This is a genomic window from Streptomyces sp. NPDC001443 (assembly GCF_053597355.1).
The window spans coordinates 166,837-187,690 of the sequence record NZ_JBSFIA010000012.1; the positions used below are offsets into that span (position 1 = coordinate 166,837).

The window sequence follows — 20,854 nt, forward strand, 5'->3', positions numbered from 1 at the left end:
CGACCGCTGTGACATCACACGGTCGGCGGTCGGGGATCGACGGCCGCGGTCAGGCGGCGAGTTCGCCGGCCTGGAGCTGCCAGAGGGACGCGTACAGTCCGTGCTGGGCGAGGAGTTCGTCGTGGGTGCCCTGCTCGGCCACGACCCCGCCCTTGTCCATGACGTAGATACGGTCGGCGTGGCGGACCGTGGAGAGCCGGTGGGCGATGATCAGCATCGTCCGGTCGGCCGCGAAGGCACGGAGCGTCCGCTGGATGGCGGCCTCGGTCTCGTTGTCCACGGCGGAGGTCGCCTCGTCGAGGATCACGACCGGCGCGTCCTTGAGGATCGCGCGCGCCAGCGCGATCCTCTGCCGCTGGCCGCCGGAGAGAGCGGCGCCGCGTTCGCCGATCACCGTGTCGTACCCGTCCGGCAGCGTCGCGACGAAGGTGTGCGCCTCCGCCTTCGTGGCCGCCTCGACCACGGCCTCGTCCGAGGCGGCGAAGCTGCCGTAACGGATGTTGTCGGCGACGGTGCCGTCGAAGAGGAAGGGGTCCTGGGACACGAACCCGATCGCGTGGCGCAGATGGTGCCGGGGCAGGTCTCGCACGTCCCGCCCGTCGAGCAGCACGCTGCCGAAGTCCGCGTCCTGGAACCGCATCAGCAGCTTGGCGATCGTCGTCTTGCCGGAGCCGGTGGCGCCGACGAGGGCGGTGACCTGCCCGGCGGGAATGGTCAGCGAGAGATCCTCCAGCGCCGGCGGCCGGCCCGGGTAGGCGAAGGTCACACCCTCGAGGACGATCTCCCCGTGCACCTTCCCGGCGTCGAGCGGTCCGCCGGTGCCGTCCGGCTCGGTGGGCAGGGCACGCAGCCGCTGGACCCGGTCGTAGGCGGTGGTCGTGCGCTGGTACTGGTCGACGATGCCGCCGAGCCGGTTCATCCGCAGCAGCACCATCTGAGGCAGCCCGATCAGCGGACTGAACACCTCGAACCGCAGACTGCCGTTGAGTACCGACCGGCCGCCCATCAGCAGGGTCGCCGCCATCGAACTGGTCGTGCAGACCCGGACGATCTCGGCGTGGCGGATCGTGCTCCGGTCGGTCTGCCGGTTGCTCTCCCGAGCCTCCGCGCTCAGCCGGTCGATGCGCTCGGACTCGTAGTCCTCGGTGCAGAAGCTCTTGACGGTGGCGCCCGCCTCCAGCGTGTTCACCAGCTGGCTGTGCAGCCTGGCCCGCTGCTCGCCGGAGACGATGTAGTCGGCCGCGACCTTGTCCTGGTAGTGGAACGACAGCCAGGCGATGACCGGGATGGGCAGGAACGCGATCCAGGCGATCTGAGGAGCCAGCAGCAGGAACAGCGGTACCAGGAGGACCAGGCTGGTGCCCAGTTGCAGCAGGTCGTTGGCCGCGGTGGAGAAGAAGGTGCCCAGCTGGCGGACGTCGTCGGTGAGCGCGCCGGCGATCCGGGTGGTCCGCTCGCCCTCCAGATGCCGCAGTTCGAGGTGCTGCACATGGGCGTACGTGCGGTTGCGCCAGTCGTGCTCGATCTCCTGGCCCAGTCGGCGCCACTGGAGGTTGGAGGAGTACGAGAGGGCCGCCACGGCGGCACAGGCGACGGCCACCAGCCCTGCCAGGCCCCAGAGTTGAGCGGACGCGGTGGTCAGACCGAGGTGGCCGAGCGGCGCGGCCCGGCCCTTGATGAGGACCAGCGCCGTCCAGCCGAGGAAGGTGCCGAGCGCCATCTCCGAGACCTGGCAGGCGACCGACAGCGCGGACGCGCGGTAGAGACGTCGGCGGTGCGGTCCGACGATCTCCAGCAGGGGGTGCCGTGCGGCTCCGGTTTCGGCTTCGGGAAGGTCCAGGGCCGCGTCGACCGTCCTGCGCCAGGCCTTGCGGACCACGACCCCGGTCGCCACCGCCACTCCGCCCAGCGCGACCAGCTGCTTGGTCAGTGACGCCCCGCGGATCAGGGCGAGGCCGGCCGCCACCCCGCCCCCGACGGCGAGCGCGGGGCCGACGACTCCTCGACCCGTGCTCGGGGCCGGCCCGGCGGCGGGCCGCGCCGGAGCCGGCCGCCGGGCCCCGGCCGAGCCCGCCACGACCAGGGCGACGGCTCGGCGGACGAGGCCGCCGACGTCGGCACCTCGCACCCGCGCGTCGTGCCGGACGAGGAGCCCGCCGGTGATCGGGCTGGCCTGTGCCTCGGTGATCCCGGGAATGCGCCGCAGAACCGCGACGAGGACCTCGGCCGTCTGCGGCCGACCGAGAACCAGCTTGACGTCCCAGCGCTGGCGGCCCGAAATGACCGAACGCGGACGCACGTCCAAAACCGTGGAATGGTATCCGGCTGCGGCACCCGGCAGAGATGACATGTGTTCGATCACCTGTTTAGGAGGTCGCAAATGCCGTCACGAGCACGACGGATCAATGCGACGGAATGGGAATTCCAGAGAAAGCGACGCGGTCGGCGGGCCTGCGGCCGACTACAACTGGGGGGCGCGTTTCATCGGGCCCGACGGGAATATGCGCCCGGGCGGCACCCCCGGGCGCCGGACGAGCCGTCAGTCCGTCTTGCCGACGCCGGCGGTCGCGCGGATCTTCGGAGCCCTCGGCTCCCCCTCGGGCCGGGCGGCGCCCTCACCCTTCGCGCCGTTCGAGATCCCGCTCTCGGCAGCTCCATGACCGTCACCGGCGGCGATCTGCGCCGCCACCATCTCGGCGGTCACCTCGGCCGCAAGGTCCTGGATGTTCTCTCCGGCCTCCTGGGTCGCCCTCTTCACCTCCATGGCGACGCTCACCGACGTCTTGACGAGGCCGCGCATCAACGGCTTGAAGAGACGCTTGGCCAGGGGCGCGGCGACGAGGCCGATCAGGAAGGGCGGTACTACGGGGGGCATGACGCTCCATTCTCTCCAGGCATACAAATGACAGGCATTCGGGACACTGCGAACAGTGGAGCGGCGCACAACTGGGCGAACAGGAGCGCCGATCTTCGGAATTTACGATTTCCCAGCCGGAGTTGATTCCTCACCGACGGATCCGGAATCCACTCCTCCATCACCGTAGCCGAGTCGTGTCCTTCGAGACCAAATCGCCTAGACCGGTTTCACTCATGCGAGTGCCGTTGACGTTTCCGGGCGACGCGAATTACCGTACGCGCACTCACCGACCGCCCTGCCGGGTCGTTTTCCCCCCACCTTGAGGACTATCGGGTTTCCCGACCGCCCCCACGAGATCCGGGGCCCCGCGCCGACGACGAGAGGCCCAGCCCGCCGACGGCGGCCGTCACGTCGCGTTCCGGACCGGGCGTTCGCCCAGACTCCGTAAACCACCGGCATCAACCACAAACACATCCGGCCACACCGAGTGCCATTTCGGTCAATTACGGGCCTTATTTCATAGATCACTAGGAGTCCCTACATGACCGCCTATGCTCCGACTCTCCTCGCGATCGCGCCCGGGAGAGGCGACGACCGACGGGGAGACGCCGCGATCCAGCGACCGCACGAGCACGAGGGGGACTCTCCATGGACCGAGCCCGCACCGCCGCCGTTCCCGCCACCCGCCCCGGGACCCGGCGCCGTACCGGGACCCGGCGGACCGTGACCTGGCTGGGGGTCGCGGCGGCCCTCGCGGTCGTCGGCGCCGTCGCCCCCGACGCCTCGGCCGCGACCTACCGGTACGACTGCCGCCGGCTCGCCGGTGCGGGCTCGTACAGCAGCCCGAAGCAGCTCGGCGATGTCACCGGGCGCACCGTCGTAGCCGTCGACTGCCCGCCGCTGACCTCCGGACTCCCCTACAACCACCGCTACTTCGCGTTCACCCTGACCCGGCCCGCCCGGGTGCCGTCGCTGGTCGGAGCCACCTTCCGACTCACCTCCGCGCAGAGTTCGGCCGTGAACCCGTCGTTGAGCAGGGGCCCGGTGACCTGGCTGCACACCTCCGCCGGGGTCTGGACGCGGGACCGGGCGACCGGTGCCCTCAACGGGCGCTACCTCCCGCTGGCGCCGTACCCGGGCGGCGGGGTGCTCCCGGCCGGGAGCTACCGGGTCGACATGCAGAAGCTGAGGTCGCCGCTGTCCTCGCTGAGCACGCCGTGGTTCAACGTGGTGGTGTCGGTGTCCTGAGTCGAGGTGCCCTGGTGTCACCGGGCGTGAACGCCGGGCCGGCCGGGCCGTGAACACCGGCCCGGCCGACCCGCGGGCGACCGGATACAGTGCGCGGGAGGGCCGCCTGGTCAGGGAGGGGAAGCGTGACCGACACCAGCAACACCCGAACCGCCGACAGTGCAGCGCGAGCGCCGCGGCAGAGCCGACTGCACCGCCTGATGCGCTACATCCCCATGATCGCCCCGGGCCTGCTGTGGGCCGTGCCCTGCTGGGTGCTCCTGTACGGCGGCCAGCACTGGCCGATGCCCGTCACACCGGTCGCCACCGCCGTGTTCGCGCTCGGCCTGGTCGCCATGTCGCTGTCGATGGTGCGCGGTCACGGCCGGCGTCAGCAGGACCGGGCGGCGATCGTCGGTGACACCCTGCTGGGCACCAGTTGGGTCCTGTTCACCTGGTCCGTACTGCTCGGCGTCCTGTTGCGGCTCGCCCTGACCGTGGCCGGCGTCGGCGAGGGTCAGGACCGGGCCCGCATCGTGACCTGGGCCGTCCTCGGCGTGAGCGCCCTGCTGCTCGCCTGGGGGTACGCCGAGGCCCGCCGCGTGCCGCGCGTGCGCCGGCTCGACGTGCGACTCCCGCGGCTGGGTGCCGGGCTGGACGGCCTGCGCGTCGTCCTCATCACCGACACGCACTACGGCCCGCTCGATCGCGCCCGCTGGTCGGAGCGGGTGTGCGAGACGGTGAACACGCTGGAGGCCGACGTGGTGTGCCACACCGGCGACATCGCGGACGGCACGGCCGAACGCCGCCGCGCCCAGGCGCTCCCGCTCGGCACCGTGCGGGCCACCCGTGCGCGCGTGTACGTCACCGGCAACCACGAGTACTACAGCGAGGCCCAGGGCTGGGTCGACCTGATGGACGAGCTGGGCTGGGAGCCGCTGCGCAACCGCCATCTGCTGCTCGAACGCGGCGGCGACACCCTCGTGGTCGCCGGCGTGGACGACGTCACCGCCGAGTCCTCCGGTCTGGCCGGCCACCGCGCCCACCTCGCCGGAGCCCTGGACGGCGCCGACCCCGACCTGCCCGTCCTGCTCCTGGCACACCAGCCCAAGTTCGTCGACCGGGCGGCGGCCGAGGGCATCGACCTCCAGCTCTCCGGCCACACCCACGGCGGCCAGATCTGGCCCTTCCACCACCTGGTCCGGCTCGACCAGCCCGCCGTCGCCGGCCTCAGCAGGCACGGCAGCCGCACCCTCCTCTACACCAGCCGCGGCACCGGTTTCTGGGGCCCGCCGTTCCGCGTCTTCGCCCCGAGCGAGATCACCCTGCTCGTACTCCGCTCCCCGGACGCGCCCACCTCGCCGTAGCGCTGGGCGGGTGCGGGGTGACCGTGTCGGGGCCGGCGGTCGCGAGAAGGTGCCGGGATGCCGGGCCTCGCGGTGCTCGCTCAGAACGGTGCCAAGCCTCGCGGTGCTCGCTCAGAACAGTGACAGGCCCTCGCCGCTGGTGTCCGCGATGATGGGCCGAGCCTGGGCAGGCAGGCCGTCCAGGCGGTCGGGACCGGCCGCGGCGGCCACGGCAGGGGCCGTCCCGGCCAGCCAGACACGGAACCGTTCGGCGGCTTCGCGGTAGGGGACCTGCGCCAGGACGCGGTGCTCGCCGGAGGGGCAGAAGTCGACGGTGACCGTGAGCAGGCAGGAACGGGGCGCGTTCTGACTGCCCGTCCAGGACACGCGCAGGACCCCGCAGGGCTTGCGTCCGCGGGAGGCGGGGTGGGTCGGGCGCAGCGATCCGCAGGATATGTGGGCGGTCCACGCGGCGAGATGGGGCAGGGGCAGGGTGGTGCGGGCACGGCAGCCGGGGCAGCGGTGCCAGTGGCGGAGCCAGTCGTCGGTGTCGGTGTCGAAGAGGCGTGTGTAGCGGTTCGCCACGCGGATGTCGTTGCTGTACAGGTGGTCGGGGCGTTCCAGGGTGTTGCAGGACCGGCAGAGCGGGGCGCGGACGTATCCGTGTTCGTGGCAGTGGTCGAGGACCGCGGCGGACGCGGTGCGGCAGACGGCGCACGCCCATTCGGCCACCTTGCGGGAGGTGTCGGGTTTCCGGCTGAGCACCGAGTACAGCCGGCCTTCCAGCTCTCCGTCGTACGGGCGTGGTGAGGCGGTGGAGCGCTCGGGGCCCGTCGTCCGCCGACCGTCGGCGTCCGGGGCCTGCCGAAGCGGGGAGGGCGGCACGGTGGCGGCCGCACTCGCCCGGCGGGTCCGCGCGGCACGCACCCACTGCGTCTCGGCGTGCTCGGCCGCGTCGAGCAGCCGGACCAGGGCACGCGGCAGCCACCACGTCCGCTGTGTCCCGTCGCGGGTCCGTTCCACAAGTACGTGTCGCCAGTCGATCCCCGCCAGATGGTGCGACCGGGCGACGTCACGTCGTGCTGCCCGCTCGGCGCCGCCCGGCTCGTACAGTTCCCCCGCGACGCGACGGCGCCAACGCAGCGGCGTCGCCTCGTCGCTCTCCTGCCTCGGCACCCCACGGAACGGACCGATGCGGACCAGGTCCTGCCGGTCCATCCCCACCGCGCCAAGTTCCGCGGCCGCCCCGCGCACTTCGGCCTCAGCGACACCCCACCGGCCGCCGCTCGCCCGCACGGTCGCCACCACGTGGGCGCCGAGCAGGACGTACCCCACCTGGGCCCGGGCAGGAGAACGGGTGAACGCCCCGGAAGCCGTCGGCACCGCGCTGTCGGCCGTCAGACCGACCCACAGGGCGTCCGCGGCACCCAGGGTGATCAGGCCGTCCGCAGGACCGGGCACAGCACGCTCCGACATACCGACAGGTTAACGGCCCGCACGACGGCGACGGAGGCGATACGCGCGCGGACCGCCCGCCGGGAGTTGCGTGAGGTGTGTCCCGACAAGCACCGTCGCCGTGACCGTTCCGCTCCGTTCCGCTCCGTTCCGCTCCGTTCCGGGAGCCAAGATCGATTGTCAGTGGTGGGTGACACAGTGGAGGCATCGAGTCGGAACGAGGGGGGCTGCCATGACCGGAAGCCAGAACTACATCAATCACGTTGCTCTTGTGCTGGACGCCAGTTCATCCATGTCGCATCTGAGCCGCAAGGTCGTCGAAGTCGCCGACCAGCAGATTGCGTATCTTGCTCGCCGGTCGAGGGAACTCGACCAGGAGACCCGTGTCACGGTGTACGTCTTCGCGGACAAGGTGGAGTGCGTCATCTACGACAAGGACGTGCTGCGGATGCCGTCGCTGAAGCAGTTGTACCGGGTCGGTGGAATGACGGCGCTGCTGGCAGCCGCACTGAAGTCGCAGCATGAGCTGGCGCAGACGGCCCAGTTGTACGGCGACCACAGCTTCCTGACGTTCGTGCTCACGGACGGTCAGGAGAACGCGAGTCACCGCTGTCCGGGCGCCCCTGCCCGGAATCCTCGTGAACTGGTCAAGGCCGTGGCCGAGATGATCGCGACGCAGGAGGACAACTGGACACTGGCCGTCCTCGTGCCGGACCAGATGGGCAAGCGCGAGGCCATGCAGTGCGGCTTCCCGAGGGACAACATCGCCGTCTGGGACGCCACGAGCACACAGGGGCTGGAGGAGGCCGGGCAGGTCATCCGGGAGGCCACCGAGAAATTCATGGTGGGCCGCACCCAGGGCATCCGGGGATCGCGGACGGTCTTCTCCATGGGTGCGGAGGCGGTCAACAAGGACACCATCAAGGCGGTCGGCCTCGCCGCGATGGATCCGTCGCGGTACCAGCTGATCCCGGTGGCCCGTGACGCGGCAATCCGGGACTGGGTCGTCGAATGCGGGCACACCTACCGTACCGGTGGCGCGTTCTACCAGCTGAGCAAGTCCGAAAAGATACAGGCCAGGAAGCAGATCGCGGTGCTGGAGAAGAAGACGGACCGGGTGTACTCGGGGCCCGAGGCCCGCGCTCTGCTCGGCCTGCCGGACGAGGAAGTGCGGGTCAAGCCCGACCACAACGACGACTTCACGATCTTCGTGCAGAGCACCAGCGTGAACCGGAAGCTCGTACCGAACACGCGACTGCTGCTCATGCTCTGACACCTCGGGCGACGGCTGGGACACGGCCGTCGGCCCACCGGTGGACGAGGGGATCGTCACCGCCGTCACGCAGCCCGAGTTCGCTGTGACCGCGGGCGATCAGGCCAGTGGTGCGGTCAGTAGGGGGACGCCGCATTGCTCTCGGCCCAGAGCTTCTCGGCGTCGGAGCCTGCCGGGGGCGGTGCGATCCCGTTGATCATCCAGAGGTCTTCGCTGGTCTCGTCGACGTGGAACTCCCAGTGCAACCCCGCGTGCCGTTCGACGTAGGGCTGCAGCATGCCCTTGATCCACTGGGCGTTCCGTCGCCGGCTCTCCCGGTCGGGGCTGCGGCGGGCGATGTGGTCGATGGCGATACGGACCCCGACCGGGGTGGGCTCCCCTCCGACGTGGAAGTCCTCGGGCCGGGTCTCATGGAACACGGTGACCACATAGAACCGGGGCAACCCGAACTTTTCGTAGTGGTCGGCTATGTGTGAGGCGAGTCGGTGCTTCTCCTCGTCGGTGAAGATTCCGGGTGTGTGATGAATGGTCCACAACGGCATGACGGTTCGCCACTCCTCGATTGCTGGGTCGGGGCATTCAGCGGGCGGCCGAGAAGGTCAGGTGTTCCACGGGGCCGGCCGAGCGGACCTCCAGTTCCACTGCCGCCATCTCCACCTGACTAATGATCTCGTTATTCAGATCGAATCACGCCCCGCTGGATAACGCAAGCGTTAGTTACAATGGCGGGGTGGCGATGAACTTCGAGGAGCGGCTGAGCGACCGGGACGCGTGGTCGATCGGCGACGGATGCTCGGCCGAGCGGGTGCTGGGCCTGCTCAGCACCAAGACGGTGTTCCTGGTGGTCCGGGAATGCTTCTACGGCACAACCAGGTTCGACGACTTCGTGGCGCGGATCGGGACCTCGGCACCCGCGGTGTCGCGCGCACTCAAGCAGCTGAAGACCGCGGGTGCCGTCGAGCCCGTTCTCTATCGGGAGCCGGGAGACCGGGCCCGCACCGAGTACCGGCTGACCCGGGCCGGCGAGGACTTGCTGCCGGTGTTCCTGTCGCTGATGCAATGGGGCGACAAGTACCTGCAGGAGGACCGCCCGCCGCTGTCGTTCGTCGACGCAGAAACCGGCCGTCCGGTACGGGCCCGCGTGACCGCCGAGCCGGCGCCGGAGGCAAGGTCCGACGAGATCGAGATCCGGCTGAACCCCGCCTGGCGGCGCGGCTAGGGGCGTCTCATGGGGAGTCGGCCCGCTCCCCCGCAGCGCCAGAGCGCCACGCCTCCGGCGTTCAGGACGGAACGACCGCGGAGCGAACCGGTTCCGCCGGCTGCGGCAAGGACGCGGAGATCGTCAGGAGACAGGAGACGGGAGACGGGAGACGGGAGACGGGAGACAAAGACCCAAGCTCAAGCTTGGACTTGTTGCAGAAAACCCGTGGATTGACTTGAGTCGCAGTCGGTTTGATCATCGTTCTGGGCCCAGGGCGACAACCCGCCCGCCGTCTCTGCCGCGATCCGGACGCGGGCGGGTGTCCACCCGCCACGGGACTGACCGGTTCCCGACTCCGGCCGCCTCATTCCGCGGCCTCCCTGACAGGAGTACACATGAGCACCGGCGAAATGACCGTGGCCGTTCTCGGTCCAGGTGGAGTCGGCGGCCTGATCGGCGCGTTGCTCGCCCGCGCCGGACACCGCGTCGTCTGTCTGACCGGAGAGCGGACCGTCGCCGTGCTGCGCCAGGACGGACTGCGCGTCGACAGCACCCAGTACGGGGAGTTCACCGCGGCGGTGGAGGCCGACACCGAACTGCGCGAGCCGGTGGACGCCGTCTTCGTGGCGGTCAAGCAGACCACGCTCGCCGAGGCCCTCGACCGCATCCCGGTCGACGTGGTCGGCGCGGGTACGGTCGTGGTCCCGCTGCTCAACGGCCTCGACCACATCGCGGTGCTGCGCGAGCGCCTCCCCTCGGCCCGGGTCGTCGCGGGCACCATCCGGGTCGAGGCCACCCGCCTCGCGCCCGGCCGCGTCGCCCACACCAGTCCGTTCGCCAACCTCGAACTGGCCGCCCCCGTAGAAGACTTCGCGCAGGCGCTGCGGCAGGCCGGCCTGGGCGTGATCCTGCGCGAGGACGAGAACGCGATGCTCTGGGACAAGCTGGCCTTCCTCGCCCCGTTCGCCCTGCTGACCACTCGTCACCAGGCCGACGTCGGCACCGTCCGTGTTCGGCACCGTACCGAACTGCTCACCGTCCTCGACGAGGTAGCGGCCGTGGCCCGCGCCACCGGCACGCCGGTGAGCGCCGAGGGCTTGCTCTCCTTCTTCGACCGGGTCCCCGGGACGATGAAGTCCTCGATGCAGCGCGACGCCGAGGCCGGCCGTCCGCTCGAACTCGACGCCATCGGCGGAGCCGTCCTCCGCGCCGGAGCCGCCCACGACATCGCCACGCCGGCCACTGCCCGGCTGCTCGCCGAAGTGGCCCGGGCCGAACGGCGGGTGGCCTGATGGAGAGGTCCGATCCCGTGTCGTGGGCCGCCGTCGAGGAGTTCCTGTCCGCCCGCGGCGCCGACCGGACACCTCACCCGGGCGGCACGCTGCTGGAACACCTGCGCCGAGTCGCCCGCCGGCTCTCCACCTGGGAAGCCGAGCCCGCCGTCCGACTTGCGGGTCTGTGCCACGCCGCCTACGGGACGGACGGGTTCGACGGGTCGCTCCTGGATCTCTCCGAGCGCGAAATGCTCGCCGAACTCATCGGCGAGCGCGCGGAGGCCCTGGTGTACGCGTACGCCGGCTGCGACCGGTCCGCCGTCTACCCGCGCCTCGGCAACGGACATCCCGTGGTCTTCCGTGACCGCTTCACGGGCCGGGAACACACACCGACCGAGGCGGACCTACGCGCCGTCGTGGAGATCACAGCTGCCAACGAGCTCGACGTGCTGGCCCACGACGCCGAGCTCGCCGATCGCCACGGCTCTTACCTGTACGGGCTGTTCGCCCGCTCGCGCGAACTGCTGTCCGCGCCCGCGTGGAACGCCTGCGCCGAGCAGCTGGCCCGCTACACGCCCGCGCCCAAGCCCAAGCCCGCGCCCGAACCCGCACCCGGGTTCGCGATCAGCGGCCTGGACCACCTGGTGCTGACCGTCACCGAGGTCGAACGGACCATCGCCTTCTACCAGCGGGTCCTCGGCATGCGACCCGTCACCTTCGGGGCCGGGCGCCGCGCGCTGGCCTTCGGCAGCAGCAGGATCAACCTTCACCAGGCCGGCCACGAAGTCCTCCCCCACGCCGTCCGGCCGACCCCCGGCAGCGCCGACCTCTGCCTGGTCACCGACACCCCGCAGGAACAGGTGCTGGCCCACCTGACCGCCGTCGGCGCAACCGTGGAGGACGGGCCCGTACCGCGCACCGGCGCCCTCGGCCCGATCCTCAGCACCTACCTGCGCGACCCGGACGGCAACCTGATCGAGATCTCCACCTACACCTGACGACGTGAGCGGGCCAGCGAGAAGTGAGACAGGGATGTCGGGCATGGCCCGAGTCCCCGTCCCGGCCGTGGTCCTGGCCTCGAGGGCGCGCGGGTCACACCTTGACCGACGTGAGCTTCTCCGGGTTGCGGACGCAGTAGACGGCCGTCACGACACCGCCGCGGATCTCGAACGAGGTCACCTGATCCAGACGGCAACCCGGTCGGCGAGCCCTGGCGCTTCTTCTACGACCTCACGGGTACGGCGGCGCACCGGGACGCGCAGATCCGGCACGCCCTGACCCGCCTGCTGCACCACACCCGCGCCACCGGCGCGGCGGCGGTCGCGATCGAGGACCTGGACTTCACCGACGGACGCTGCCGGGAGCAGCACGGCCGCAACAAACGCTTCCGCCGCCTCATCTCCCGCTTCCCCACCGCCAGACTCAGGGCGCGGCTGGTGTCGATGGCCGCCGAGCAGAACATCGCGGTGGTCGCGGTCGATCCGGCCTACACCTCCCGGTGGGGTGCCCAGCACTGGCAAAAGCCCCTGACCAGCAACATCCGTAAGGTTTCCCGGCACGATGCCGCGAGCATCGCGATCGGGCGACGCGCCCTCGGACACCCGATCCGGCTGGGGGCACCTCCCAGGCCCTTAAGGCACTGGGGGAGGACGGCACCGCCCCCACACGACCGGAGCGATGAGCAGGGGCATCGGACCGCCCAGGCCGGACCGGACACCCGAGAGCGTGAGGCGCTGTTCATCAGCGGCCTCCGGCCGCGGGCCGCCCCGCATCCCCGGACCACGGACAAGATCCGTGCCGCCCGGCAGCGGAGCGAAAGCGGGCGACCAGCGTGCCCAACACCGTTCGGGGCACACGGCCGAGCAACCACAGTCCTGGAGACAGGACTCACTCCCGCTCAGTCCTTAGGAACGGTTCCGTGGTCACGCAGCGGGCCTGCCTCGTACCCTCGCGCCTCGCAGGTGTCGAGAATGCGTGGAAGGGCGCCGAGGGCGGAGCGCCACGCACCGGGCGCGGAGGTGCAGTCCGAGTCATGGAGCAGCACGGTGCCTCCGCCGTACAGGTCGGTGACGACGGTGCGGTGGACCGACTCCGGGGTGGCCCTGGCGGTCCAGTCCTCGCCCCAGCAGGTCCACAGGACAGGAGTGAGTCCGAGTCGGCGGGCCGCCTTGTGGGCCGATCCGGACATGACGCCGTACGGCGGCCGGAAGAGCGTGGGCCGCCTGCCCATGATCTCGGCGACGGTGTCGCGTGCGCGGGCCAGGTCGGTGTGGGTCGCGCGCGGACTGCGCAGCAGCAGCGGGCGGTGTGCCCAGCCGTGCACACCGATCTCGTGACCTGCCGCGGCGATCTCACGGACCAGGTCGGGCGAGCGGCGCGCCTCGCTGCCGAGCAGGAAGAAAGTGGCCTGCACACGCCTCGCGGCGAGAAGTCGCAGGAACGAGGGCGTGGATTTGGGGTCTGGACCGTCGTCGAAGGTGAGGGCCACGTGATCCGCGCGGCCCTTGCCGGCGAGGCGGGGCATGACGCGGTTGCGAAGAGGGCCGAACGTGGAGATGACCGGTGCGCAGTGGGCGGTGGCCAGCACGGCCGGAACGGCGGTCGCGACGGCTGTGAGCAGGGGCACTGTCCTGGGCAGACGCGTCATCGGTGATGTCCGTCCGGACCGTGACCGGCGTGGCTGGAGTCGAGGTCCGGGTCGAGGCTCTGGCTCACCACGTGCATCAGGGCGCTGCCGTCGTAACTGGTCGCGACCCCGGCGGCTACGGCGCACGCCCACACCGCGCAGGCGACGGCGGTCGTGGCGGCAAGGCGCAGAAGCCGGGCGCTTCGCCGGGTGGCGGGCGGCGATGTCGCGGGCGGCCGTCCGGAACGCAGCACGCTCAGTGCCTCGGCCGCCGGTCCACGATCCGGGGAATCCGCGAAGAGCGCGAGCCCCGCGTCGCGTTGGCTCAGCCCGAGCGGCCCGTCGACCAAGTTGTCCAGGACGTCCTTGAGTTGGGCCTGGTGACGTATCCAGACCGCTACACCTGCCCGGTCGAGGGCCTCGGCGTTGGTCAGGCCGTGGCCGGGTATACAGCCGTAACTGGCCACAGGCAGCCCTGCGGAGAACGCCTCCAGCGTGGTGAGCCCGCCTGCGTTCTGGACGAGGACGTCGGCCGCGTGCATCAGGGTGGGCATGTCGTCGACCCAGCCGTGGACATGCTCGATGCCGTCGGCGCGCAACTGCGCGGCCAGTGCCGTGTTGCGGCCGCACACGACGACCGGGACGACGGCGCCGCAGTCGCGCAGTTCCCGGGCTGCCTGCCGGACGGGACCGACCCCCCACGATCCGGCCACCAGCAGCGCGAGCGGGGCCAGGGGAGGAAGCCCGAACCTCATGCGCGCGAGGCTGCGTTGCCGCATGTCGCAGGGCTGGAACCGGGGGTCGGTCACCGGCCCGCAGACGCGAACGTCCTCGGCTCCCGCCGCCCGCGCCTGAGCGGCAGGTACGGCGTGGGCGGCGAGATGGACGTCCACGCCGTCCGCCACCCACAGGGGGTGCACCGAGAAGTCGGTCAGGTAGGTGAGAACGGGGATGCGCAGGCGTCCGTCGAGCCGGAGGTTGCCCAGAACGCGACTGGCGCCCGGGTAGGTCGAGACGACGGCACCGGTTTGCGGGTGGAGGGCTTTCACGACGCGGTTCTCGGCGGACCTCAGCAGGGCGCGTGCCCCGCGGCCACCGCCGCCGGCGCGTTCGGTGCTGGAGTAGATCCGCTGGTAGAGCCAGGGGGCGCGGTCGAGCATCAGACGGTAGGCGTCCCTGGCGGTTCGGCCGAGGCGGGCGGGCACGAGGTCGAGCAGGTCGTATCGGTCGACGACGATGCCCTCCGCCGCCAGACGGCGCTGGAGTTCCGTGGCAGCGCCGTCGTGACCTGCGCCGATGCTCGCCGAGACGATCGCGATGCGGTCCGGCCGTGCCGCCGGCACCCGCCCGGGGGACTCGCCCCCGACCGCGGGTGTCAGGTGCGCTCGTCCGCTGTTGGCCATGGACTTTCCTCTGCATAGATGGAAGATCGAGCGACTACAAGATGTAGTAGGTCAAGACGGGGACGGAGCATACCTCCTACATCTAGTAGTAGGTCGCCGGGGTAGCCTTCTTCGACGGCACGGCGACAGAAGGGCGAACGGTGAAGGACCCCAGGAGTCAGGGAGCCTCCGGCACACCTGGCAGGCGCGCCCGCGGCGAACTCGAGGGATCCGTACTCGCCGCCCTCTGGTCGGCCCACCACCCCTTGACCGCCCGGCAGGTGCTGGAGCGGCTGCCGTCCGACCTGGCCTACACGACCGTCCTCACGACCCTGTCCCGGCTGCACGACAAGGGCATGCTCATCCGGCACCGCGAGGGCCGCGGATACGCCTACGCACCGGTTCGCGACGAGGCCACGCACACCGCCCGGCGCATGAGATCGCTGCTGGACGAAGGCTCCGACCGCGAAGCGGTGTTGAGCCGTTTCGTATCCGAACTGAGCGACCAGGACGAGCAACTGCTGCACGAACTGCTGTCCGTGCACGAGGGACCCCGTGGTCGCCGGGGCGACGCCGACGACGGGAAGTGAACCCGTGTCGATCAGCGTGTACGTCCCGCTCGTCGTCACCGCTGTGCTGAGCGTGCTCGCACCACGAGTGGCCCGCCCGCTCGCCCCTCGCACCGCTGTCCGGGCCCTGGCCTGTGCCGCGCTGGTGGCAACGGTCGGCTGGACGGGATCCATGGTGCTGCTCGCGTTCACCGCCGTCGCCCGGATCCCCGAGGTGGCCGCCGAAGGGCACTGGTCCGTACCCGCGTTGCGGACCGAGGACCCGGTCCGCCTCGCGGTCGCGGCGGTCAGCGCTCTCGTCCTGGCGGCGGGGCTCGTCCGCCTGGGCCTCGCGCTCGTTCGGCGCACCCGCCGGCTCCTGTGGGCGCGGCGCGAGTGCGCCGGCCTGTCCCAAGGGAGCGAGCTGTCCGTCATCGACGACGACAGGCCGCAGGCGTTCGCCCTGCCCGGATCGCCCGGCCGGATCGTCGTCTCCCGCGGAATGTTCCAGTGCCTCGCCCCTGATGAGTGCGAGGCCCTGCCGGCCCACGAGCGGGCCCATCTGCTCCACCGCCACCACCACTTCCAGACGTTGTGGCAGCTCACGGCTGCCGCCAACCCGTTGCTGCGGCCACTCGCCGCCAGCGCCTTCGCCCTGGAACGCTGGGCCGATGAGGACGCCGCCGCCCGTGTGGGCGACCGCGGTGTCGTGGCCCGGGCGGTCACACGCGCGGCACTGGCCACCTCGTCCCGCGCGGCGGGCACCGGGGCACTCGCGGCCACCGGAGGTGCCGTGCCTCAGCGGGTACGAGCCCTGCCGGCGCCTCCCCCACCGCGCCGTGTGCTGCCCATCGCCGCCGGAGCACTGCTGCTCCTCCTGTGCGGTGCCGGCCCGGCCAACGCCGCTGCCGACAGTGACGACATGTTCGACGACGCGCAACGCGCGCAGTGCGAGTCGGTCGTGACGCACCCGGCCGGACCGCACTGCGCATGTCACGGCCACCAGCCGTAGCCGCTTCGGACCGAGGTTCGCCCCTGTGTCCCGTTCTGTTCCGTGCGGCGCGGCCGGGGCCGCGCCGCACGAGTGGTCCGGCTTCAGCCGTCCAGGACGGTGTTGCCGGTCAGTGTGCCCCCGGTGCCGTCGATGGTCACCGCGTGCCGCACCCCGTCGGGGCCGACGACCACGATCCGCCAGGCCTGGCCGCCCCCCTGCTGCGTGACCGGCGCCAACGACTCGACCTTGCCGTCCTTGACCGCGGCGGCGGCCTTGTCCACGGCGTCCGCGGCGGACAGCGAGGGCAGCGGGGCCGGGGCCTCGCCGGCCGACGGCCCGAGGCCGTCCTCGGCGCGCGAGCCGCGCTCGCCGTCCCGGACCCGGCCGTCGCGCTCCTTCGGACCGTCGGATCCGTCGCGGTCCTCGGACCGGGCCCGCTTCCCGTCGCGCCACTCGTGTCCCCCGGCGAACACCGTCCTGTGCTCACCGCGGTCCTCCTCCTCGTGGTGGTGGATCGCCGCCGCGGCCGCGCCGCCGCCGATCACCACCACGGCCGCCGCGCCGGCCACCGCCCAGCGCGCTCTGCGTCCGCGCAGCCGGCGCATGCCGGAAGGCTTCTTCTCCGTCGGGCCCGGACCGTCCTCGTCCGTCCGCTCCTGCGGCTCCCCCGCGCCCATGGTTTCGCTCACTGTGCCCGCCCTGGTCTTCCGAAAGGGTCCGGGCCCTGTGCCCGGACGTCCGGGGACAGCATCGCTGGAGGGTGCTGAAGACTTGCTGAAGACCTGAAGACGCCTTCAGCTTGGTGCCTCGCCCGTCCCGCGACCTGACACCCTGGGGGAATGCGTGTACTGGTGGTGGAGGACGAGCGCCGGCTGGCCCTGGCGCTTCAGCACGGGCTGACCGTCGAGGGCTTCAGCGTGGACGTCGCCCACGACGGCGTGTCCGGGCTCGCCAAGGCCACCGAGCGCGCCTACGACGTGGTCGTGCTGGACATCATGCTGCCCGGCCTCAACGGCTACCGGGTGTGCCAGCGGCTGCGGGCCACCGGCAGCGACGTCGGCATCCTCATGCTCACCGCCAAGGACGGCGAGTGGGACGAGGCCGAGGCGCTGGACACCGGCGCCGACGACTACCTCTCCAAACCGTTCTCCTTCGTGGTGCTCGTCGCCCGTCTGCGGGCGCTGGCCCGCCGGATCGGCAGCCGGGCCCCGAGGCGCACCGTGCTGGGCGACCTCGTGGTCGACTCCGCCGCCCGCACCTGCACCCGCGGGGGCGTGTCCATATCGCTCACCCCGCGCGAGTTCGCCGTGCTGGACCACCTCGCGCGGCGGGCCGGGGAGGCCGTCTCCAAGCGGGAGATCCTGGACGAGGTCTGGGACAGCGGCGCCGACAGCGACCCCAACACCGTAGAGGTCCATGTCAGCGCCCTGCGACGCAAGATCGACACTCCGTTCGGGCGGGCCGCGGTGCAGACCGTCCGAGGCGCCGGATACCGGCTGGCGGCCGACGGTGGCTGAGACGGACTCCACTTCCACTTCCACGGCCCGTGAACCGGGGCACCGCCCTGGGCCCGTGCGCGCGGCACGCCGCCGGGCCCGCACCGCGCTGCGCCGCCTGACCGGGCGTCCCCGGGCGGCCGCGCTGACCCGTCGGCTGGCGCCGCGCTCCGTACGTGCCCGCACCACTCTCGCCGCGTGCGCGAGCGTCGCCGTCGTCATGCTCGCCGCGTCGGCCGTCGTCATGGTGCTGCTGCGGGCGAACCTCGAACGCACCGTGGAGACCGGGGCCCACGCGCAGGCACGCACCGTCGCCCGCCTCGCCGCCGACGGCCGCCTGACCCAACCGCTGACGCTCACCCCCGGTACCGACTTCGCCCAGGTCGTCGACGCCCACGGCAAGGTCGTCGCGGCGAGCCAGAACCTCACCGGCCACCCCGCCCTCACCTCCACCGGCACCCGCGACGGCCACCGGACGTACGAGCTCGACGCCCTCGGCGAGGAACACCACCAACGCGTCACCACCGTCACCGCCACCACCCCCACCGGCCCGGTCACCATCCACGTCGGGGCCTCACTGCGCACCGCCGACGCCGCCGAGGACGTGACCACCGGGGCCCTCGCCGCCCTGAGCGCCCTGCTGCTGTGCACCGTCGGCGCCCTGACCTGGCGTACGACCGGTCGCGCGCTGGGGCCGGTCGAGGCCATCCGCGCCGAGGTCGCCGCCATCGGCGACCGCGGTCTGGACCGCCGGGTCCCCGCACCACGAAGCGACGACGAGGTCGCCCGCCTCGCCGACACCATGAACGCCATGCTCGAACGGCTGGAGGCCGCGGGCGCGCGGCAGCGCCAGTTCATCGCCGACGCCTCGCACGAACTGCGCAGCCCCCTCGCCGTACTGCGCACCCAGCTGGAGGTGGCCCTCACCCACCCCGATCCCCAGGTGCGCGACACCCTGGTGGCGGGCGCCCTCCAGGACACCGAGCGCCTGCAGGCGCTCTCCGCCGACCTGCTGCTGCTCGCCCGCCTCGACGCCACCGGACAGACCCGGCCCGACGAAGTCGTCGACCTCACCGAACTCGCCCGCACCACCGTCGCGGCCCGATCCACCGACCCCCACCCGGTCACCCTCCACGCCCCCGGCGACATCACCGTGCCCGGCAACACTCTGTGGATCGGCCGGCTGCTGACCAACCTCCTCGACAACGCCCAGCGCCATGCCCGCCACACCGTCACGGTGCGGCTGTCGGTGGACCCGGACACCGGCGACGCGGTGCTCGACGTCGCCAACGACGGCCCGCCGATCGCCCCCGCCGACCGGGAGAGGATCTTCGAACGGTTCGCCCGCCTCGACGACGCCCGCAGCCGTGATGACGGCGGCACCGGCCTGGGCCTGCCCATCGCCGCGGACATCGCCGCCCTCCACGGCGGCACCGTCACCGTCCTCGACACCCCGGACGGCACCGCGTTCCGCACCCGCCTCACCACCACCGCCCAGGAATGAACCCGGAGGACACTGCCGGAGCCGGGCCCGACAAGGCGGCTGGGAAGGACCTGCACGGTCGGGGCCGGTTCGAGGGCCCGCCATGGTCGATCTTGATCGAAGCCGGGTGAAGAGTGTTCAGTCCATGCGGTGACGTGAAGCCGGTGCCGGTACCCGGAGGTACGGAATCTGCTTGCAGGATCCTCGTCCGGGTGAACCCGACCGGCCGGACGGTGCAGCACCCTCGCCTCGACGGCAGGCAGCCCGCCAACGCGCTGTTGTCAACCATCGCCTACGCGGTGAACTGACCGCTCCCCCCGACGGGACAGCCTGGTGAACGGCGGCCGGGGTGGTCATTGGTCCGATCACGGGGATACGTCAGTCGCGGCCGTGGATCGTGTCGGATGAACTGTGGTCGCTCGTCGAGCCGTTGTTGCCCGTGCCTGGGCCGAAGCCGGTCGAGGGCAGGCCTCGGGTACCGGACCGGCAGACGTCGTGCGGGCAGGCTGCTTGTTCGCGGCCTTCCGGCGGGACGACCGGGGAGCTGACAAGACCCGAGCTGGAGCGGTTCCTCTTCCTGGACGATGAGGACCGGAAACGTATCGCGAAGCGGCGCAGGGAACAGATCCCTCTCGACTTTGCGTTCCCGCGCCGGCCAGGTCGGCAGCCGTGGTGATGACGTCGCGGTCGAAGTTCCTCGTTGTACGGCAGCACCGTGCGCCCGTCGGGGATGCGCAGCAGCCCGGGCAGCAACTGGTCCAAGGCTGTCGCGTCGGCGACCCATTGCGTCATGCATCCCATGCCTCGCGAGAGCGTGATCGGCGGCGGCTTCAGGGAAGTCGCCGCCGATCAGGTACATCAGCGCATGTCTGTGAGGAGGGTGTTGAGTTCGGCCTCCTGCTGTGCCGGCGGCATCGGCGGGTTCGAGTGGTCGATGCCGAAGGTCTTCAGGACCTGGTCCATCTGCGCGTCGAGGAACGTCCAGCCGGTGTTGTCCAGCGGCTGCAACGTGTCCTGGTCGGCGTCCCAGAGGTCGCGCAGCGACTGGGCGGCCGTGTGGGCCCCGGTCGCGTTCCCCGACCGTGCGTCCTTGAGCGAGGTCGATGCGAGTGCCCTCAGAGCGTCGACCTTCGTGGACGGGAAGTTCTTCACGGCCTGGCCGGGGGCGAGGTGAACGGTGGAGGTGGCGTCCTCCTCCGGCGCCGGGCCGACGTGCGGCTGGCTGTGCGCCCAGCCCAGCAGGGACCCCGTGAACACGGCGAGGAGGGCGAAGCCCGCCAGCGCGACGCGCTCCCTGCGCGGGTCGGCGGTGAGCTGCGGGGTGTGCGTGGCGTCGTAGGTCTCGGTCACGTCGGAGCGTGTCACCGTCAGGTAGATGACGGTCGCCAGGATCAGGCCGAGGAAGATCAGGCTGGTGGTGAAGGTGCCCAGCGCAAGGCCGGTCGGCTCGCCCGGGTTCGCGGCGACCTTCGGGGAGGCGAGCCAGTCGCCGATGTTGGCGCCCAGCGGGCGGGTCAGGATGTAGGCGAGCCAGAAGGACAGCACCGGGTTGGCGCCGAACTTCCACAGCAGCGTGATCGCCGCGATGAGGCCGAGCGGCAGCAGGACCGAGGCTCCCGGGCTCCAGCCGGTGAGCTCGAGGGTCCAGTCGCCGGTCGCGGTGCCGAGGGCGAAGGTGACGAGAACGGCGAG

At 71.4% G+C, this 20,854-nt stretch carries 18 protein-coding genes and 2 pseudogenes; 12 read left to right on the top strand and 8 right to left on the bottom strand.

What is annotated here, in order from left to right; translation table 11 throughout:
* Nucleotides 1–49: 49 nt before the first annotated feature.
* Entirely contained in the window at nucleotides 50–2,299 is a 2,250-nt protein-coding gene (locus ACWC24_RS15900) for an ATP-binding cassette domain-containing protein (protein WP_450663404.1), read from the bottom strand.
* A gap of 240 nt (nucleotides 2,300–2,539) precedes the next feature.
* Nucleotides 2,540–2,875 carry a DUF5132 domain-containing protein gene (locus ACWC24_RS15905; RefSeq protein ID WP_450663405.1) on the bottom strand — a complete coding sequence of 112 codons (336 nt, stop codon included), beginning with the start codon at nucleotides 2,873–2,875 and terminating at the stop codon, nucleotides 2,540–2,542.
* Nucleotides 2,876–3,505: 630 nt separating this feature from the next.
* Here ACWC24_RS15905 and ACWC24_RS15910 point away from each other — a divergent pair.
* Both ACWC24_RS15910 and ACWC24_RS15915 read left to right on the top strand, forming a co-directional pair.
* Nucleotides 3,506–4,105: a hypothetical protein gene (locus tag ACWC24_RS15910; RefSeq protein ID WP_450663406.1), complete on the top strand. Its 600-nt coding sequence runs from the start codon at nucleotides 3,506–3,508 to the stop codon at nucleotides 4,103–4,105.
* A 125-nt stretch (nucleotides 4,106–4,230) separates the two neighbouring features.
* Nucleotides 4,231–5,451 carry a metallophosphoesterase gene (locus ACWC24_RS15915; RefSeq protein ID WP_450663407.1) on the top strand — a complete coding sequence of 407 codons (1,221 nt, stop codon included), beginning with the start codon at nucleotides 4,231–4,233 and terminating at the stop codon, nucleotides 5,449–5,451.
* A 111-nt stretch (nucleotides 5,452–5,562) separates the two neighbouring features.
* Here the strand turns inward: ACWC24_RS15915 and ACWC24_RS15920 are convergent, their stop codons facing one another.
* Nucleotides 5,563–6,906, bottom strand: coding sequence for an endonuclease domain-containing protein (locus ACWC24_RS15920; protein ID WP_450663408.1), 1,344 nt, complete (start codon nucleotides 6,904–6,906; stop codon nucleotides 5,563–5,565).
* Between the two features lie 211 nt (nucleotides 6,907–7,117).
* Between ACWC24_RS15920 and ACWC24_RS15925 the strand changes: the two genes are divergently transcribed.
* A complete protein-coding gene (locus ACWC24_RS15925) occupies nucleotides 7,118–8,158 on the top strand; it encodes a vWA domain-containing protein (RefSeq protein WP_450663409.1) in 1,041 nt (346 codons plus the stop codon).
* A 116-nt stretch (nucleotides 8,159–8,274) separates the two neighbouring features.
* Here ACWC24_RS15925 and ACWC24_RS15930 read toward each other — a convergent pair whose 3' ends face one another.
* Complete coding sequence (locus ACWC24_RS15930; RefSeq protein ID WP_450663410.1) at nucleotides 8,275–8,700, bottom strand: tautomerase family protein; 426 nt, start codon at nucleotides 8,698–8,700, stop codon at nucleotides 8,275–8,277.
* A gap of 194 nt (nucleotides 8,701–8,894) precedes the next feature.
* Between ACWC24_RS15930 and ACWC24_RS15935 the strand changes: the two genes are divergently transcribed.
* The 4 genes and pseudogenes from ACWC24_RS15935 to ACWC24_RS15950 form a co-directional block, all read left to right on the top strand.
* The gene (locus ACWC24_RS15935; protein WP_450663428.1) at nucleotides 8,895–9,377 is read left to right on the top strand and encodes a winged helix-turn-helix transcriptional regulator; all 483 of its coding nucleotides are present in this window, start codon (nucleotides 8,895–8,897) and stop codon (nucleotides 9,375–9,377) included.
* 377 nt (nucleotides 9,378–9,754) lie between these two features.
* A complete protein-coding gene (locus ACWC24_RS15940) occupies nucleotides 9,755–10,651 on the top strand; it encodes a ketopantoate reductase family protein (protein ID WP_450663411.1) in 897 nt (298 codons plus the stop codon).
* Nucleotides 10,651–11,631, top strand: a complete 981-nt coding sequence (locus ACWC24_RS15945; RefSeq protein ID WP_450663412.1) for a VOC family protein — start codon at nucleotides 10,651–10,653, stop codon at nucleotides 11,629–11,631. Before ACWC24_RS15940 ends, ACWC24_RS15945 begins: the two co-directional genes overlap by 1 nt.
* 183 nt (nucleotides 11,632–11,814) lie before the next feature.
* Nucleotides 11,815–12,541: pseudogene (locus tag ACWC24_RS15950) on the top strand (IS200/IS605 family accessory protein TnpB-related protein); the annotation flags it as partial.
* Here ACWC24_RS15950 and ACWC24_RS15955 read toward each other — a convergent pair.
* Nucleotides 12,531–13,280, bottom strand: coding sequence for a polysaccharide deacetylase family protein (locus tag ACWC24_RS15955; RefSeq protein WP_450663413.1), 750 nt, complete (start codon nucleotides 13,278–13,280; stop codon nucleotides 12,531–12,533). The pseudogene ACWC24_RS15950 and the gene ACWC24_RS15955 overlap by 11 nt on opposite strands.
* A complete protein-coding gene (locus tag ACWC24_RS15960) occupies nucleotides 13,277–14,662 on the bottom strand; it encodes a glycosyltransferase (protein ID WP_450663414.1) in 1,386 nt (461 codons plus the stop codon). The genes ACWC24_RS15955 and ACWC24_RS15960 overlap by 4 nt, the downstream gene beginning before the upstream one ends.
* A gap of 140 nt (nucleotides 14,663–14,802) precedes the next feature.
* Here ACWC24_RS15960 and ACWC24_RS15965 point away from each other — a divergent pair, with 140 nt between their 5' ends.
* Both ACWC24_RS15965 and ACWC24_RS15970 read left to right on the top strand, forming a co-directional pair.
* The gene (locus tag ACWC24_RS15965) at nucleotides 14,803–15,231 is read left to right on the top strand and encodes a BlaI/MecI/CopY family transcriptional regulator (RefSeq protein WP_450663415.1); all 429 of its coding nucleotides are present in this window, start codon (nucleotides 14,803–14,805) and stop codon (nucleotides 15,229–15,231) included.
* Nucleotides 15,232–15,235: 4 nt separating this feature from the next.
* On the top strand, nucleotides 15,236–16,201 hold the full coding sequence (locus ACWC24_RS15970; RefSeq protein ID WP_450663416.1) for a M48 family metalloprotease: 966 nt from the start codon (nucleotides 15,236–15,238) through the stop codon (nucleotides 16,199–16,201).
* Nucleotides 16,202–16,284: 83 nt separating this feature from the next.
* Here the strand turns inward: ACWC24_RS15970 and ACWC24_RS15975 are convergent, their stop codons facing one another.
* Nucleotides 16,285–16,872 (bottom strand): hypothetical protein, encoded by a 588-nt coding sequence (locus tag ACWC24_RS15975; protein WP_450663417.1) that lies wholly within the window; start codon nucleotides 16,870–16,872, stop codon nucleotides 16,285–16,287.
* Between the two features lie 150 nt (nucleotides 16,873–17,022).
* Between ACWC24_RS15975 and ACWC24_RS15980 the strand changes: the two genes are divergently transcribed.
* The 3 genes and pseudogenes from ACWC24_RS15980 to ACWC24_RS15990 all read left to right on the top strand — a co-directional run.
* Nucleotides 17,023–17,700: a response regulator transcription factor gene (locus tag ACWC24_RS15980; protein ID WP_450663418.1), complete on the top strand. Its 678-nt coding sequence runs from the start codon at nucleotides 17,023–17,025 to the stop codon at nucleotides 17,698–17,700.
* Between the two features lie 55 nt (nucleotides 17,701–17,755).
* Nucleotides 17,756–19,183 carry an ATP-binding protein gene (locus tag ACWC24_RS15985; protein ID WP_450663419.1) on the top strand — a complete coding sequence of 476 codons (1,428 nt, stop codon included), beginning with the start codon at nucleotides 17,756–17,758 and terminating at the stop codon, nucleotides 19,181–19,183.
* A gap of 352 nt (nucleotides 19,184–19,535) precedes the next feature.
* A pseudogene (locus ACWC24_RS15990) lies at nucleotides 19,536–19,649 on the top strand (IS5/IS1182 family transposase); the annotation flags it as partial.
* 371 nt (nucleotides 19,650–20,020) lie between these two features.
* Here the strand turns inward: ACWC24_RS15990 and ACWC24_RS15995 are convergent.
* A partial coding sequence (locus ACWC24_RS15995) for a hypothetical protein (protein ID WP_450663420.1) occupies nucleotides 20,021–20,854 on the bottom strand: 834 nt, incomplete at its 5' end.